The organism is Thauera butanivorans (assembly GCF_048398245.1).
Taxonomy (GTDB): Bacteria; Pseudomonadota; Gammaproteobacteria; order Burkholderiales; family Rhodocyclaceae; genus Thauera; species Thauera butanivorans.
Map to the genome: position 1 here is coordinate 639,656 of NZ_CP183038.1, position 14,195 is coordinate 653,850.

16 protein-coding genes are annotated in these 14,195 nt (G+C 65.1%); 5 read left to right on the plus strand and 11 right to left on the minus strand.

The window, feature by feature from the left end:
* Nucleotides 1–100: 100 nt before the first annotated feature.
* From urtA to ACNQFN_RS03095, 4 genes are all read right to left on the minus strand, one after another.
* Nucleotides 101–1,369 (minus strand): urea ABC transporter substrate-binding protein, encoded by a 1,269-nt coding sequence (gene urtA, locus ACNQFN_RS03080; RefSeq protein WP_418647932.1) that lies wholly within the window; start codon nucleotides 1,367–1,369, stop codon nucleotides 101–103.
* A gap of 296 nt (nucleotides 1,370–1,665) precedes the next feature.
* The gene (locus ACNQFN_RS03085) at nucleotides 1,666–3,327 is read right to left on the minus strand and encodes a nitric oxide reductase activation protein NorD (RefSeq protein ID WP_068637932.1); all 1,662 of its coding nucleotides are present in this window, start codon (nucleotides 3,325–3,327) and stop codon (nucleotides 1,666–1,668) included.
* Between the two features lie 14 nt (nucleotides 3,328–3,341).
* A complete protein-coding gene (locus ACNQFN_RS03090) occupies nucleotides 3,342–4,139 on the minus strand; it encodes a CbbQ/NirQ/NorQ/GpvN family protein (RefSeq protein ID WP_418647933.1) in 798 nt (265 codons plus the stop codon).
* Nucleotides 4,140–4,163: 24 nt separating this feature from the next.
* The gene (locus tag ACNQFN_RS03095) at nucleotides 4,164–5,201 is read right to left on the minus strand and encodes an aliphatic amidase (protein ID WP_068637936.1); all 1,038 of its coding nucleotides are present in this window, start codon (nucleotides 5,199–5,201) and stop codon (nucleotides 4,164–4,166) included.
* A gap of 331 nt (nucleotides 5,202–5,532) precedes the next feature.
* Here ACNQFN_RS03095 and rhuM (ACNQFN_RS03100) point away from each other — a divergent pair, with 331 nt between their 5' ends.
* Genes rhuM (ACNQFN_RS03100) through ACNQFN_RS03110 form a run of 3 tightly spaced genes read left to right on the plus strand, consistent with a single transcriptional unit; the run spans nucleotide 5,533 to nucleotide 6,810 of the window.
* Nucleotides 5,533–6,162, plus strand: coding sequence for a RhuM family protein (gene rhuM, locus ACNQFN_RS03100; RefSeq protein WP_418647934.1), 630 nt, complete (start codon nucleotides 5,533–5,535; stop codon nucleotides 6,160–6,162).
* A gap of 44 nt (nucleotides 6,163–6,206) precedes the next feature.
* The gene (locus tag ACNQFN_RS03105) at nucleotides 6,207–6,458 is read left to right on the plus strand and encodes a type II toxin-antitoxin system Phd/YefM family antitoxin (protein ID WP_282811045.1); all 252 of its coding nucleotides are present in this window, start codon (nucleotides 6,207–6,209) and stop codon (nucleotides 6,456–6,458) included.
* Nucleotides 6,445–6,810, plus strand: a complete 366-nt coding sequence (locus tag ACNQFN_RS03110; protein ID WP_282811044.1) for a type II toxin-antitoxin system RelE family toxin — start codon at nucleotides 6,445–6,447, stop codon at nucleotides 6,808–6,810. Before ACNQFN_RS03105 ends, ACNQFN_RS03110 begins: the two co-directional genes overlap by 14 nt.
* Nucleotides 6,811–6,843: 33 nt before the next feature.
* Here the strand turns inward: ACNQFN_RS03110 and ACNQFN_RS03115 are convergent, their stop codons facing one another.
* Nucleotides 6,844–7,812: an IS1595 family transposase gene (locus tag ACNQFN_RS03115; RefSeq protein WP_282811043.1), complete on the minus strand. Its 969-nt coding sequence runs from the start codon at nucleotides 7,810–7,812 to the stop codon at nucleotides 6,844–6,846.
* Between the two features lie 65 nt (nucleotides 7,813–7,877).
* On the opposite strand from ACNQFN_RS03115, the gene rhuM (ACNQFN_RS03120) reads away from it, so the two are divergent.
* Together rhuM (ACNQFN_RS03120) and ACNQFN_RS03125 are read left to right on the plus strand one after the other, a co-directional pair.
* Complete coding sequence (gene rhuM, locus ACNQFN_RS03120; protein ID WP_418647935.1) at nucleotides 7,878–8,336, plus strand: RhuM family protein; 459 nt, start codon at nucleotides 7,878–7,880, stop codon at nucleotides 8,334–8,336.
* Between the two features lie 235 nt (nucleotides 8,337–8,571).
* Entirely contained in the window at nucleotides 8,572–8,781 is a 210-nt protein-coding gene (locus tag ACNQFN_RS03125; RefSeq protein WP_068637940.1) for a hypothetical protein, read from the plus strand.
* Nucleotides 8,782–8,825: 44 nt separating this feature from the next.
* On the opposite strand, the gene ACNQFN_RS03130 is transcribed toward ACNQFN_RS03125, so the two are convergent.
* Genes ACNQFN_RS03130 through urtB form a run of 6 tightly spaced genes read right to left on the minus strand, consistent with a single transcriptional unit; the run spans nucleotide 8,826 to nucleotide 14,166 of the window.
* A complete protein-coding gene (locus ACNQFN_RS03130) occupies nucleotides 8,826–9,170 on the minus strand; it encodes an FmdB family zinc ribbon protein (RefSeq protein WP_068637942.1) in 345 nt (114 codons plus the stop codon).
* A gap of 58 nt (nucleotides 9,171–9,228) precedes the next feature.
* Nucleotides 9,229–10,461 (minus strand): formamidase, encoded by a 1,233-nt coding sequence (fmdA, locus tag ACNQFN_RS03135; protein ID WP_418647936.1) that lies wholly within the window; start codon nucleotides 10,459–10,461, stop codon nucleotides 9,229–9,231.
* A 22-nt stretch (nucleotides 10,462–10,483) separates the two neighbouring features.
* Nucleotides 10,484–11,173, minus strand: coding sequence for an urea ABC transporter ATP-binding subunit UrtE (gene urtE, locus ACNQFN_RS03140; protein WP_068637945.1), 690 nt, complete (start codon nucleotides 11,171–11,173; stop codon nucleotides 10,484–10,486).
* Between the two features lie 30 nt (nucleotides 11,174–11,203).
* Nucleotides 11,204–11,947, minus strand: a complete 744-nt coding sequence (gene urtD, locus ACNQFN_RS03145) for an urea ABC transporter ATP-binding protein UrtD (protein ID WP_068637947.1) — start codon at nucleotides 11,945–11,947, stop codon at nucleotides 11,204–11,206.
* 21 nt (nucleotides 11,948–11,968) lie between these two features.
* Complete coding sequence (gene urtC, locus ACNQFN_RS03150; protein ID WP_418647937.1) at nucleotides 11,969–13,213, minus strand: urea ABC transporter permease subunit UrtC; 1,245 nt, start codon at nucleotides 13,211–13,213, stop codon at nucleotides 11,969–11,971.
* A 38-nt stretch (nucleotides 13,214–13,251) separates the two neighbouring features.
* Nucleotides 13,252–14,166 carry an urea ABC transporter permease subunit UrtB gene (gene urtB, locus ACNQFN_RS03155; RefSeq protein WP_068637951.1) on the minus strand — a complete coding sequence of 305 codons (915 nt, stop codon included), beginning with the start codon at nucleotides 14,164–14,166 and terminating at the stop codon, nucleotides 13,252–13,254.
* Nucleotides 14,167–14,195: the final 29 nt, after the last annotated feature.

Here is a 14,195-nt window from a genome sequence, read left to right on the forward strand (position 1 = left end):
CGAGTGGCGCGGCACGCACCGGTGTCGGACGCAGGGGGCCGCGGACACGGCGCACGCCGTGCCCGGGCGATCCGCCAGGGCGAGGGACGGAAGAGGAGGTTTACTGCTTTTCCGGCTCGTCCTTCTTCTTGTCGTTGCCTTCGATGTAGGGGCTCCAGGGCTGGGCCTTGACCGGCGCGGGCGTCTTCCACACCACGTTGAACTGGCCGTCGCCGCGGATCTCGCCGATCAGCACCGGCTTGTGCAGGTGGTGGTTCTTCGCGTCCATCGTCAGTGTGAAGCCGCTGGGCGCCTCGAAGCTCTGGCCGGCCATCGCGGCGATGACCTTGTCGGGCTCGGTGCTGCCGGCCTTCTCGACCGCCTGCTTCCACATGTGGATGCCGACGTAGGTGGCTTCCATCGGGTCGTTGGTCAGCGGCTTGGTCGATTGGCCGGGCAGGCGCTTGGCCTTGGCGTAGTCGCTCCACTGCTTGATCCAGGCGTCGTTGGCCGGGTTCTTGACGCTCATGAAGTAGTTCCACGCCGCCAGGTGGCCTTCCAGCGGCTTGGGATCGAGGCCGCGCAGCTCTTCCTCGCCGACGCTGAAGGCGACCACCGGCACGTCGGTGGCCTTCAGGCCGGCGTTGCCCAGTTCCTTGTAGAAGGGCACGTTGGAGTCGCCGTTGATGGTGGACACCACCGCCGTCTTGCCGCCCGCGGCGAAGCGCTTGATGTCGGCGACGATGGTCTGGTAGTCGCTGTGGCCGAAGGGCGTGTAGGTCTCCATGATGTCCTTGTCGGCCACGCCCTTGGCCTTCAGGAAGGCGCGCAGGATCTTGTTGGCCGTGCGCGGATAGACGTAGTCGGTGCCCAGCAGCACCCAGCGCCTGGCCTCGCCGCCGTCCTCGCTCATCAGGTATTCCACCGCGGGAATGGCCTGCTGGTTGGGCGCGGCGCCGGTGTAGAACACGTTCTTGGACAGCTCCTCGCCTTCATACTGGACGGGGTAGAACAGCAGCGCATTGTTTTCTTCATAGACCGGCAGCACCGACTTGCGGCACACCGAAGTCCAGCAGCCGAAGGTGACGGCCACCTTGTCCTGGCCGATGAGCTGCTTGGCCTTTTCCGCCGCCAGCGGCCAGTTGGAGGCGGTGTCGATGACGACCGGCTCCAGCTTCCTGCCCAGCACGCCGCCCTTGGCGTTGATGTCCTCGATGGTCATCAGCGCCATGTCCTTGAGCGCGGTTTCGGAAATCGCCATCGTGCCGGAGAGCGCATGCAGCACGCCGACCTTGATGGTGTCCGCAGCCTGCGCGGAGAAGGACAGGGACAGGCCGGCCGCGGCGACGGCGGCAGCGAGAGTCTTGAGGCTGAAATGGCGCGGGCTCATGGTGAAGATGTCCTCCGAAGGGCTGAATGCCGCCGGATTGGCGGGTTTGTCGTCCCTTTAGCAAAGGCTGTGCCATTCGCCCGGAAGCCCTTGACTGCGGCGGTTCAGCAGGATTTTGCGGCTCGCCCTTTCACGCTCTCGAACGGTGCATTGCGCTGAAAAAGCGGTGCGGCGCACCAATGTCGTGCGCAATGCGAACGCCTGCCGAGCCCGTCGGCATCAGTTGTGTGCATGGCGGCTGTCCGGGGGCCGTTATGTCTGCTAGCGGCCAGGCTCTCCGGCACTGCCTTGGGGCGTCAACTGCTGTCCACCACCCGCGCGCAGGTGTCGCGCAATGCGCTGGCGAGCCTGTGTGCGTCATCGATGATGCGGTAGCTGCCGCGGCCGAAGATGCGGCGCACATAGGCTTCGGATTGGCGGTCCAGCGTCAGGCAGAAGCAGCGGATGCCCTTGCGTCTCGCTTCGCCGACGGCGAAGGCGGCGTCTTCGACGAGATGGCGCTCATCGAAGACGTCGATGTCGGAGGGGGCGCCGTCCGAAAGCAGAAGCAGCACCCGGGTGTCGTTGCGCTCCGTGGTCAGGCGGGATGTGGCGTGGCGGATGGCTGCACCCATGCGCGTCGACAGGCCGCTGCGCGCGAAGGCGAGGAGCGACGCCGGTTCGGCTGGAATCGGCTGGCCGAAGTCGAGCAGGCGCAGGTAATTGATTGCCTGGCGTCCGTCGGAGTCGAAGCCGGCGACTTCCAGCCGGTCGGAACCCGCCCGCAGTGCCGCCATCAGCATGCCGGCGGCTTCGTGTTCGAGCGCGAGCACGCTGCGGCCGTCGGTCAGCAGATCGGCGGTCGAGGCCGACAGGTCGAGCAACAGCAGGATGCTGGCGTGGTGCGGGGCGCGGCCGGCGCGGCGGAACAGGCGGGGATCGGGGGCAAGGCCGAGGCGGCGGTCGATGAAGACTTCGGTGGCGGCGTCGAGGTCGATGTCCTCGCCTTCCCACTGGCGGCGGATGCGTTCGCGGCGGTCGAGGCGCAGGCCGCGTTGCAGGCGCAGGTTGTCGCTCGTCCGTATTCCGGTTTCGTCGGGGGCCGGAGGCGGTACGGCGCGTTCGATCACGGTGCACCAGTTGCTGCGTACACGTGCCAGTTGATGGTGCCACTCGGGATAATCGTGACGGGCGATTTCGGGCAGGGCCACCGTTTCAGGCGGCGAGGCCGATGTCTGCGCAGCAGCGGCGCCGGCCTCTCCGGCCGGTGGCGGCGGGCGGCGCAATGGGATATCTGCTTGCTCGGCGTCGGCGGCGTGCGCCCACAGGTGGCTGTTGTCGTCGTGCCAGGGAAAGGGCGGAGCATGGGTCTGCAGGTTCATGCGCACGCGCAGCTGGCCGAGGTCGTAGGCGAGCACGTCGATCATGGGCTGGAAAGCCTCGGCGTCGTCCAGCTGGTCCGTCTGCTCCTCGAACAGCGCGCGGCCCTTGATGACCCAGATGTCATTGTCGCCGGCCCGCGGATCGAGCAGCACGCGCTGCAAGCGGGCGATGCGGGCTTCGAAGCCGACTTGCGGCAGTTCGTTCTGGGTGCGGATCAGGTGGCGGATCAGCCGCGCGATGCCCGGATAGCGGCGCATCAGCAGGCGGTCGACGCGCACGTCCTCGATCGCCGCGGCGAGCGCCAGCCCCATCGGTTTGCGCTTGCCCGTCGGCTGCCGGCGCGGCGAATACAGAAGGTGGCCGATGGCGTGAAGTGTGGCGGCGAGGTGGCAGTGGCCACCATCGCCGTGCCAGCCGCTGGGAACGGCCGGCAGCAGCAGGGTGGCGCCGTGCAGCACCGGGCGTGCCGGCGGGCCGTCCTGCGGCGGGCGCTCTAGCAGCTGGACTTCGCCATCATCGACGCCGAAGGCGTGGAGCAGGTGGGTCAGCCGGGTCAGGTGCGAGGCAGGGGCATCGCTGGTCGGCGCCGAGGGCATGGCAGCTCGCCGTGTCAGAACGTCGCTTCCAGGATCGCGTCCAGCGCGGCCTGCATGTCCGGATCGTCGGTGATCGGTGCGGTCATTGCCATGCGGCAGCTGTCGATCGGCGGCAGGCCGTCGCGGATCAGGATGCCGGCATAGATCAGCATCCGGGTGGAGATGCCTTCTTCCAGCCCGCGCTCGCGCAGCCGGCGCGACTTGACCGCGATATCCACCAGGCGCGCGGCGAGTGTCGGCTCGATGCCGGCCTCATGGGCGACGATGTCGGTTTCGGCCGCAGCGGCGGGATAGCCGAACTCCAGCGCGGCGAAGCGCTGGCGGGTGGATTGCTTCAGGCTCTTGCTGTGGCTCTGGTAGCCGGGGTTGTAGGACACCACCAACTGGAAGTCGGGGTGGGCGGTGACGATCTCGCCTTTCTTGTCGAGCGGCAGGATGCGGCGGCTGTCGGTGAGCGGGTGGATGACCACGGTGGTGTCCTGCCGCGCCTCGACGACTTCGTCGAGATAGCAGATGGCGCCGTGGCGCACCGCGGTGGTGAGCGGACCGTCGTGCCAGCGGGTGCCGTCGGCGTCGAGCAGGTAGCGGCCGACGAGGTCGGCGGTGCTCATGTCCTCGTTGCAGGCCAGCGTGATCAGCGGTCTGCCGAGGCGCCAGGCCATGTACTCGACGAAGCGCGTCTTGCCGCAGCCGGTGGGGCCCTTCAGCACCAGCGGCAGGCGGTGGGCATAGGCGTGCTCGTAGAGCGCGATCTCGTGGCCGGTCGGGTGGTAGTAGGGCTCGGTGGCGATGCGGTAGGAAGAGAGGTCCATGTGCGGCTCGGCAGGGGGGGGCGTTCAGCGGTGCCGGGTTTCCTGGTTGGGAATGCCGTCGATCGGGCATTCCGCCGTGCCCACCGTCGAGCGGGTGATGGCTTCCACTTTCTTGCGCGTGCCTTCAGGGTCGTTGATCCACTCGCCGTAAAAGCTGTAGGGGCAGGCAGCGACGCCGGCAGCATCCTCGCCGGAGTTGATCTTGCCGGTGTAGCCGCGGTGCAGCAGCTTGAACAGGTGGTTCTGCGACTGCGCGTTCTTGCGGAAATCGCGGATCAGGCCGGTGGACAGTTCGGCATACTGGATGCCCATGTCCTCTTCGCCGCATTCGCCCAGTGTGCGGCCGTCGAAGCCGATGATGGCGGAATGGCCGAAATAGGAATACACGCCGTCGAAGCCGGTGGCATTGGCGACCGCGACGTAGCAGTTGTTCATCCAGGCCATCGCCTTCGACACCATCACCTGCTGGTCCTTGGCCGGGTACATGTAGCCCTGGCAGCGGACGATCAGTTCGGCGCCCTTCATCGCGCAGTCGCGCCAGATCTCGGGGTAGTTGCCGTCGTCGCAGATGATGAGGCTGATCTTCATCCCCTTCGGGCCGTCGGAGACATAGGTGCAGTCGCCCGGATACCAGCCTTCGATCGGCACCCAGGGCATGATCTTGCGGTATTTCTGCACGATCTCGCCTTGGTCGTTCATCAGGATCAGCGTGTTGTAGGGAGCCTTGTTGGGGTGCTCCTCATGCTGCTCGCCGGTCAGCGAGAACACACCCCAGACCCTGGCCTTGCGGCAGGCGGCGGCGAAGATTTCGGTTTCGTCGCCGGGCACGGTGGCGGCGGTGTCGTACATCTCCTTGGGGTCGTACATGATCCCGTGGGTGGAGTACTCGGGGAAGATCACCAGGTCCATGCCGGGCAGGCCCTGCTTCATGCCGACCACCATGTCGGCGATCCTGCGGGCATTGTCCAGCACCTCCGCCCGGGTATGCAGGCGGGGCATCCTGTAATTGACGACGGCAACGCCCACGCAATCGGCGCTGCTGGAAATGTCTCCGTGTCTCATCGGCTGGGTCTCCGGTGTAGGGCGGGTGGTCGAAAGGCCTGGCGCCATTGTGGGAAGGATTGTGCGATGCACAAATACGTCGTTTGACGTATTGGGGGCAGTGCCGGATGAGGTCGTAGGGAGCCGCTGCATCAGTGCGTTCAGTGTTTGAAGACCGCGACGGACAGACCGGCGCAATCCTTGGTGTTGCGCGCCACCGGCGCGAGGCCGTGTTCCGGGGCGGTTGCTGCGAGAGCACGGGATTCCCGGGTCTGGAGTGCCAGGCGAAGGTCTTGCGTGAGATGCCTCAAGATAGAATTCTCGAATGCCACCTTAACGAGACGCCGGCCGTATGAGCGAACTGATCCTCTACACCACCGAAGACGGGCGCAGCCAGATCAAGCTGAGGGCCGAGCAGCAGACGGTCTGGTTGACCCAGCTTGAAATGGCCGAGTTGTTCGACGCTACCAAGCAGAATATTTCGCTGCACTTGAAGAACATCTTTGGGGACGGGGAGTTGGACCCGGCGACAACTGTCAAGGAATCCTTGACAGTTCAAACCGAAGGTTCCCGCCAGGTGCGGCGCAGCGTCACGCTCTACAATCTGGATGCCATTCTGGCCGTGGGCTACCGGGTGCGCTCGCCGCGCGGGGTGCAGTTTCGCCGCTGGGCGTCCACGGTGCTCAAGGAGTACTTGCTCAAGGGCTTCGCGATGGATGACGAGCGGCTGAAGAACCCGGATGGCCGCCCGGACTACTTCGACGAGATGCTGGCCCGCATCCGGGACATCCGTGCCTCGGAAAAGCGCTTTTATCAAAAGGTTCGCGATCTGTTTTCCCTGGCGAGCGACTACGACAAAACCGACAAGGCCACGCAGATATTCTTTGCCACGGTACAGAACCTGTTGCTCTGGCGCTGTTCAGATAAAACGTGGATGAACCCTGACCCGACCTGCGCCCGCCCGCCGCCAGTCTTGACATGAGCCAACTCCGTAGCTATATTCAGAGCTAATTAAGGAGCTGAGCTATGCAAACGATTCTCACGGACATCACGGTCAGCATGTCGGAGTTCAAGAAGAACCCCGCTTACGTGCTGCGCGAAGCGAACAGCCGCCCGGTGGCGGTCCTCAACCACAACAAGGCCGCCTTCTACATGGTGGAGCCGAAGCTGTTTCAGGCGATGGTAGAGGAGCTGGCCGACCAAGACCTGTATCGCACGGTGTTGGCTCGGGTTGCCGAGAAGGAGCAAGCCGTCGAGGTCGACATTGACGAAATCTGAGCCGTCGAGGAAATACAAGTACCGGCTCTTCTTCATCCCCTCTGCGTTGCAGGAGTGGCGTGACCTCGACGGTTCGGTGAAGGAGCCGTTGCGCAAGCTCCTGCGCAAGCGGTTGAACAACCCGCATGTCCCCGGCGGTGCGCTCCACGGGGAGCTTGAGGGCTACTACAAGATCAAGCTCAGGAAGCAGGGGTATCGGCTGGTCTACGGCGTGGAGGACGACGCGCTCATCGTAATGGTCATGGCAGTCGACAAGCGAGAGGACGGAGCGGTCTATCGCTCGGTTCTCGCGCGGCTCGCCGAAAAGGCCACCGAGCTGGCGAAGGCCGTCAAGGAAAGGCTCATCACGTAGGCGCCCTGCGGCAACGGCCTGTTCGCCCTCGGATCAGGTGTTGACGACCTGCCTGCCGAGGGCGGACGCGATGACCTCCTCGGCCGAAACGCCGGTCTTGCCCCAGCTCATGAGCCGCTGCCAGGCGAGGTAGTTGGGTAAGTACTTTGTGGCTACGCCCCTGAGCCTGCGCTGTATCCACGACTTGAGGCGCTCGTGGTAGTGGTTGGCGGACTGAACGTGATAGACCTTGTCGAGGACGGGCCCGTGGTAGCTCGCGACGAAGGACTTGGTTTGCACGCCGAGCGTGCGCTGCAGGTGGAGAAAAGCGGAGTGACCGTCGGTGCAGAGAATGGTCTCGCCGGGCGTGACCGCCTCCTTGAGCGCGTCTGTCACTTCGACACCGGTCAGCCGACCAAGCACGCGGTCGGCAGTGAGGGCCTGACCTCGCGCCCGCCCCACAAGAACGGGAATCCAGTCTTTGTTCCTGCGCCCGCGCCCCTTGGCCTTGCCGCCCCGCTTGCGCGGCGGGCGGGTGAGCTTGCGAGAACCCTTCTGCGATTCACGGAAGTAGGTCTCATCCACCTCAAGGATGCCGGTAACACCTTTGGGTTGATGAGCGACAACCTCGCTCAGGAAGCGGTGACGCCACCGGAAGGCTTTGTCCAGCGACAGCCCGACCTCAGCCGCAGCCTGCCGCACGGTGTATCCCTTCCGCATGCACTGTGCGTAGGCCTCGAACTGGTCTTTGTCCCGCAGTCGCGAAAGCGGTGTTCCGGTCGCTGCGTTGAAGGTCTTGCCGCATGCGCGGCAAAGGAAGCGTTGCAGGCCGTTCTGGACACCGTTCCGCACCACTTTCTCGCTACCACACCGGCGACAGGAGCAAGGGCGCGCAGCCTCGATAGCTCGGTAGCTTGCCCGCACCGTCTGCTCGGAAGCGAGGGCGCTGCGAACCTGCTCTAGTTGCCCAGCCGTAAGCTTCGTGACTGATTCGAGGAATCGCTTGAATTGACGGGCGTTCATGGCTCCCCCTGTCATATCGACTACGCTACTCTACCACTCATCCACGCTTAACCTGAACAAAGCCGTTGCTCTACGCCGTGACGCAGCAGACCGCGGCGGAACTGATCGTGGCTCGTGCCAACCCCGACGACAGATACTTCGGCCTGTTGCATTGGCCGGGCGACAAGGTGCGCAAGCAGGACATTCTGATCGCCAAGAACTACCTGACCGAGGACGAGATCGACACCCTGAACCGACTGGTGGTGATCTTTCTGGAAACGGCGGAGCTGCGTACCAAGCGCCGCGAGGAGATTCGCATGAGTTTCTGGCGCCAGAACGTGGACCAGATCATCAGCAGCAATGGCTTTCCTGTGCTCACGCATGCAGGCAAAGTGAGCCACGCGCAGATGGAGCGCACCACGGGCTTGCGCTACCTGGACTATGACCGGCGCCGCAAACAGGACGAGGCACGTCAGGCCGACGAGCAGGACGAAGCCGAACTGAAGGCTCTGGAAAATGCCCTGAAGAAACGCCTGAAACCATGACTCGTGACAGGGCTGTTTGGGAGGCGGAGCAATGACGCGTCTTGCTTGATGCGTACGGGCTTGATGCTGGCAGCCGTGTTGTGCGCTGCTTGTTCCTCGCTGTCTACGGGAGCGGCTGCCCTGGCTCGTCGCCCGGCGCCTGCCGGAGAGCATCGCGCTCTATTCGGCGGTTGCTCATACCGCGGTTTCGCCGGGCCTGCTTCACTTCCACGATCTACTGGCCACGCTGGGCCCGATGAACGACGGACAGGTGATCGCCGGCTGGAGCCTGCTGCCGGGATCGGGACTGCTGGCCGAAGTGAAGTCCGACCATTGGATTTATGTGCTGCTGCTGTCGGGACACCCCAGCCTGCTGGTTCGTACCATCGCTTCGTCTGCCGACTTTCCGCGCGCGGCATTCTTCCGTGCCGTGGTGAAAAGCGTGGCGGAGGATCTGGGGCGTTGACGCAGTCGAACTGCGGGCTGCGTGTCCGGTCGTGGCTGGATTCTTCAGTGGCTGATCATCCACGGCCGCTTGGTCGGAAAGGCCTTCGAGCCGTCGGGTGCACGCAGGGTGGCTTTCGAGGGCTTGCCGCCGCAGCATCCGCAGCCCGGCCCGTGCTTGTGGCGCGCGGCGTATTCGGCGCTCGTCATCGGTGTGTGGGCGGCGCGTTCGTTGGTGGCGTGGGCGCTGCGGCTGGTGCTGTCCATTGTGGCCAGCGTGGGAGCGCTCAGCATCACGCGGTAAGCGGCGGTGCCGCAGTGGGGGCAGGGGCAGGCTTCGTTGCGGGCGCTCATCGGACGCAGCGCGGAGAAGTCGCCGCAGTCTTCGCAGAAGTATTCGTAGGTTGGCATGGTGTGCTCCCGGCACGGGCCGCCGCGCCAGGGCGGCGACCCGTCTGGCGTGTGGCGGTCAGGTCTTGTCGTAGGCGATCGGCATGTCGACGGCGCCATCGATGAACCGGGTCGGGCCGGCGGCCGCCGGGTTGATGTCGAACTCGAAGATTTCGGTCGGTAGCCACAGCGTGGCGCAGGCGTTGGGGATGTCGACCACGCCGCTGATGTGGCCCTGCACCGGCGCGGTGCCGAGGATGGAGTAGGCCTGGGCGCCGGAGTAGCCGAACTTCTTCAGGTATTCGATGGCGTTGAGGCAGGCCTGGCGGTAGGCCACATGCACGTCGAGGTAGTGCTGCTTGCCCTGTTCGTCGACCGAGATGCCTTCGAAGATCACGTAGTCCTTGTAGCTCGGCGTGATCGGGCTGGGCTTGAAGATCGGGTTTTTGATGCCGTACTTGGCCATGCCGTCCTTGATCAGGCTGACGCGCATGTGCACCCAGCCGGCCATCTCGATGGCGCCGCAGAAGGTGATTTCGCCGTCGCCCTGCGAGAAGTGCAGGTCGCCCACCGACAGGCCGGCGCCCTTGACGTACACCGGGAAGAACACGCGCGCGCCGCGCGACAGGTCCTTGATGTCGCAGTTGCCGCCATGTTCGCGCGGCGGCACGGTGCGGGCGCCTTCGGCGGCGGCCTTGTCGCGCGCCTCGCCCTTGAGCTTGCCCATGTGCGCGGTCCTCGGTGCCGGCGGGTTGGCCAGCGGCGGCACGCGGTCGGGCTGGGTGGCGATGAAGTCCACTTCGCGCTCGTTCCAGGTGTCGAGCATCTTCTGGTCGGGCAGGCAGCCGATCAGGCCGGGGTGGATCAGGCCGGCGAAGCGCACGCCGGGGATGTGGCGACTCTTGGTGAACATGCCTTCGAAGTCCCAGATCGACTTCTGCGCATGGGGGAAGTGCTCGGTCAGGAAACCGCCGCCGTTGGTCTTGGAGAAGAAGCCGTTGAAGCCCCACAGGCTCTCGTCCTTGGCACCGATGTCGAGCAGGTCGACCACCAGCAGGTCGCCGGGCTCGGCGCCTTCGACGCCGACCGGGCCGGACAGGAAATGCACCGTCGACAGGTCGACGTCGCGCACGTCGGCGGCATCGTCATCATTCTTGATCGCGCCGCCGGTCCAGTCGTAGGTTTCGAGCACGAAGTCGTCGCCCGGCTTGACCCAGCACGCCATCGGGATGTCCGGGTGCCAGCGGTTGTGCACCATCTCGTTTTCGTAGGGGGACTGCTTCAGATCGACCTTGATCAGGGTTTCAGGCATGGCACACCTCTTTCTTGATGGGTTACACGGAGAGGAACTGCTTGATGTGGGCTTCGTCGGTGTCGGCGCGCGCGCTTTCATGGACGAGGCGTCCGCCTTCGATGACGAACAGGCGGTCGGCCACGTCCATCGCGAAGGACAGAACCTGTTCGGACACGACGATGGTGATCCGGCGGATCTTGCGGATCTCGTTCAGCGCTTTCGCGATGTCCTTGATGATCGAGGGCTGGATGCCCTCGGTGGGCTCGTCGAGCAGCAGCACCTTGGGCTCGGTGACGAGCGCGCGGGCGATCGCCAGTTGCTGCTGCTGGCCGCCCGACAGGTTGCCGCCCTTGCGCCGGCGCATGTCCCACAGCACCGGGAAGAGGGCGTAGATTTCCTCGGGCACTTTCTTGACCCTGGCGTTTTCCAGCCCGGTCTCGATGTTTTCCTGCACGGTGAGAGTGGGGAAGATCATCCGGCCCTGCGGCACGTAGGCGATGCCCTTGGCGACGCGGCGGTAGCTTTCGTCCTTGCCGACTTCGACGCCGTCGACCTCGACGCTGCCGGACTTCAGCGGCAGCACGCCCATCAGCGACTTGAACAAGGTGGTCTTGCCCATGCCGTTGCGGCCCATGATGGCGACGGCTTCATTGCGCTGCGCGGCGAACGAGATGCCGTGCAGGGCCTCGCTCTGGCCGTAGTTCACGACGAGGTTGGATACCTTGAGCATGGTGTTCTCCATTGGGGGGTGTGGCCGGAATCAGTGGCCCAGGTAGACGTCGATGACCTTGGGGTCGGACTGCACCTTGTCCATCGCGCCCTCGGCGAGGATCTTCCCCTGGTGCATCACCGTGACCTTGTGGGCGATGCGGGCGACGAACTCCATGTCGTGCTCGATGACGATCACCGAGCGGTTCCGGCAGATGCGCTTGAGCAGCTCGGCGGTCAGTTCGCGTTCGCGCGCGCTCATGCCGGCGATCGGCTCGTCGAGCATCAGCAGCTCGGGGTCCTGCATCAGCAGCATGCCGATCTCCAGCCACTGCTTCTGGCCGTGCGACAGCAGGCCGGCTTCGAGCTCGAGGCGGTCGGCGAGGCCGATCATGTCGGCGATTTCGTCGACCTTGGCCTTCACTGCCTCGTCGCACTTGAAGCCGAGCGCGCCGAACACGCCGCGGCCGCGCGGGTAGGAGACTTCCAGGTTCTTGAACACGCTGAGGTTTTCGTAGATGGACGGGGTCTGGAACTTCCGCCCGATGCCGGCGCGCACGATCATGTGCTCGGGTAGCCTGGTCATTTCCTGGTTCTTGAACTTGATGCTGCCGGCCGAGGCCTTGGTCTTGCCGCAGATGAGATCGAGCAGCGTGGTCTTGCCGGCGCCGTTGGGGCCGATGACCACGCGCAGCTCGCCGCGATCCACATAGAGGTTGAGGCTGTCGATGGCCTTGAAGCCGTCGAAGGAGACCGTCAGGTCTTCCACCGCGAGGACGAAGTCGGTGTTGCTCATGATGTCTGTCTCCCTGTGCCGTCAGGCCGACTGGCTGCTGACCTTGGTGCCGATGCCGAGGCCGCCGTCCGCCGCGACTGCTTGCGTGGAGTGGGAGGCCGCGGGGCTGGACGAAGCCGGAGCGCTTGCCTGCTGGCCGGCTTTGCCCGGCGTGCCGGCAGGCGGCTCGCCGGCCTTGGCGGCGGCGCCCTTGCGCCGCGCCAGCCAGGGCTTGACGTGGCTCTCGTACAGGCCGGCCAGGCCGTTGGGGAAGGCCATGACGACGCCGATGAACAGCGCGGCCATCAGGAACAGCCACAGGTCGGGGAAGGTCTCGGAGAAGTAGGTTTTGCCGAAGTTGACCAGCAGCGCGCCATACACCGCGCCGACCAGGCTCATGCGCCCGCCGACCGCGGCGAAGATCACCATCTCGATCGAGGGCACGATGCCGATCAGCGTTGGCGACATGAAGCCGACCTGCAGCGTGAACATCGCGCCGCCGATCGCCGACAGCGCCGCCGCCAGGCAGAAGGCGAAGACCTTGAACATCGACACGTCGTAGCCCGAGAAGCGCACGCGGTCTTCCTTGTCGCGCATCGCCAGCAGCAGCGTGCCGAGCTTGCTGAGCTGGACCCAGCGGCACAGCAGCACCGAGGCCAGCAGCAGCGCGGCGGTGACGAAGTACAGCACGGTCTTGGCTTCGTCGCTGCGGACGTCCCAGCCGAGCAGGGTCCTGAGGTCGGTCATGCCGTTGACGCCGCCGGTGTAGCCCTGCTGGCCGATGATCAGCACGGTCAGGATCAACGCCACCGCCTGGGTGATGATGGCGAAATACACTCCGCCGACACGGCGCTTGAACATCGCGTAGCCGATGATGAAGGCCAGCAGCACCGGCACCGCGACCACCGCGAACAGCGTGAAGCCGAAGGAGTTGAACGGCTCCCACCACAGCGGCAGCGCGGTGAGCTGGTTCCAGTCCATGAAGTCGGGGATGCCCGGCGTCGACTGGATGGCGGTGCTTTGCGGGTCGGACGCTTCCAGCTTCAGGAACATCGCCATCGCGTAGCCGCCGAGGCCGAAGAACACGCCCTGGCCCAGGCTCAGCACGCCGCCGTAGCCCCACAGCATCACCAGGCCGACGGCGACGAAGCCGTAGCTCAGGTACTTGCCGACCAGGTTCAGGCGGAAGCTGTCCATCGCCAGCGGGAACACCACCAGCAGCAGGACGGCGAGGATCGCGATGCTGGCGAGGCCGCTGCGATCCAGCCAGGTTTTGAATGCATCCATGATTGGCTCTCCGTTGGTTCGTGTGTCAGGGCGCCGGATCAGCGGCGTACCTTGGATGCGAACAGGCCTTGCGGGCGCAGCATCAGGATGGTCACGATCAGCAGCAGGGTCAGCACCTTGGCCATCGAGCCGGACAGGAAGAACTCCGAGATCGACTGCGTCTGGGCGATGCCGAAGGCCGACACCACGGTGCCCCAAAGGCTGGCGGCGCCGCCGAAGGTCACCACCAGGAAGGCGTCGACGATGTACAGCGAGCCGCTGGTCGGACCGGTCGAGCCGATGGTGGTGAAGGCCGCGCCGGCAACGCCGGCGATGCCGCAGCCGATGGCGAAGGTGACGCGGTCGGTGCGGGTGGTGTTGATGCCGGTGGCGTTGGCCATGGCGCGGTTGGCGACGGTGGCGCGCACGCGCAGACCCCAGCGCGATTTGTAGAGCGCCAGCAGCACGCCGCCGGTGACGAGGACGGTCAGGCCGAGCACGAACATGCCGTTGATCGGGATGTCGAGGCCTTCGGTGACTTCCCACGAGCCCATCAGCCAGTCGGGCAGTGTGGGGCTGACTTCCTTCGGCCCGATCAGGGTGCGGAAAGCCTGCTGCATCGCCAGCGACAGGCCCCAGGTGGCGAGCAGGGTGTCGAGCGGGCGCTTGTACAGGTGCCGGATCAGCGCCCATTCCGCCAGCCAGCCGAAGGCGAAGGCGACGATGAAGGCGCAGAGGATGGCGAAGGGGAAATAGGCCTGCATCAGTCCTGGCGCATGGCTTTCGGTCAGGCTGGACAGCAGGAAGATGGTGTAGGCGCCGATGGTCATGAACTCGCCATGCGCCATGTTGATGACGCCCATCTGGCCGAAGATGATCGCCAGGCCCAGACCCATCAGCAGCAGCACCGCGAACAGGCTCAGGCCGGCAAAACCCTGCATCAGGGTGATGTTGTAGATTTCGTCGAAGGACATGGCGCTTCTCCGGGGAAGGTCGGATGGGG

Bases quoted from the DNA above. Each gene is read 5' to 3' on its own strand.
- urtA (WP_418647932.1), bottom strand. From the start codon at position 1,369: ATGAGCCCGCGCCATTTCAGCCTCAAGACTCTCGCTGCCGCCGTCGCC.
- ACNQFN_RS03085 (WP_068637932.1), bottom strand. From the start codon at position 3,327: ATGCCCTCGGCGCCGACCAGCGATGCCCCTGCCTCGCACCTGACCCGG.
- ACNQFN_RS03090 (WP_418647933.1), bottom strand. From the start codon at position 4,139: ATGGACCTCTCTTCCTACCGCATCGCCACCGAGCCCTACTACCACCCG.
- ACNQFN_RS03095 (WP_068637936.1), bottom strand. From the start codon at position 5,201: ATGAGACACGGAGACATTTCCAGCAGCGCCGATTGCGTGGGCGTTGCC.
- rhuM (WP_418647934.1), top strand. From the start codon at position 5,533: ATGAGCGAACTGATCCTCTACACCACCGAAGACGGGCGCAGCCAGATC.
- ACNQFN_RS03105 (WP_282811045.1), top strand. From the start codon at position 6,207: ATGCAAACGATTCTCACGGACATCACGGTCAGCATGTCGGAGTTCAAG.
- ACNQFN_RS03115 (WP_282811043.1), bottom strand. From the start codon at position 7,812: ATGAACGCCCGTCAATTCAAGCGATTCCTCGAATCAGTCACGAAGCTT.
- ACNQFN_RS03125 (WP_068637940.1), top strand. From the start codon at position 8,572: ATGAACGACGGACAGGTGATCGCCGGCTGGAGCCTGCTGCCGGGATCG.
- ACNQFN_RS03130 (WP_068637942.1), bottom strand. From the start codon at position 9,170: ATGCCAACCTACGAATACTTCTGCGAAGACTGCGGCGACTTCTCCGCG.
- fmdA (WP_418647936.1), bottom strand. From the start codon at position 10,461: ATGCCTGAAACCCTGATCAAGGTCGATCTGAAGCAGTCCCCCTACGAA.
- urtE (WP_068637945.1), bottom strand. From the start codon at position 11,173: ATGCTCAAGGTATCCAACCTCGTCGTGAACTACGGCCAGAGCGAGGCC.
- urtD (WP_068637947.1), bottom strand. From the start codon at position 11,947: ATGAGCAACACCGACTTCGTCCTCGCGGTGGAAGACCTGACGGTCTCC.
- urtC (WP_418647937.1), bottom strand. From the start codon at position 13,213: ATGGATGCATTCAAAACCTGGCTGGATCGCAGCGGCCTCGCCAGCATC.
- urtB (WP_068637951.1), bottom strand. From the start codon at position 14,166: ATGTCCTTCGACGAAATCTACAACATCACCCTGATGCAGGGTTTTGCC.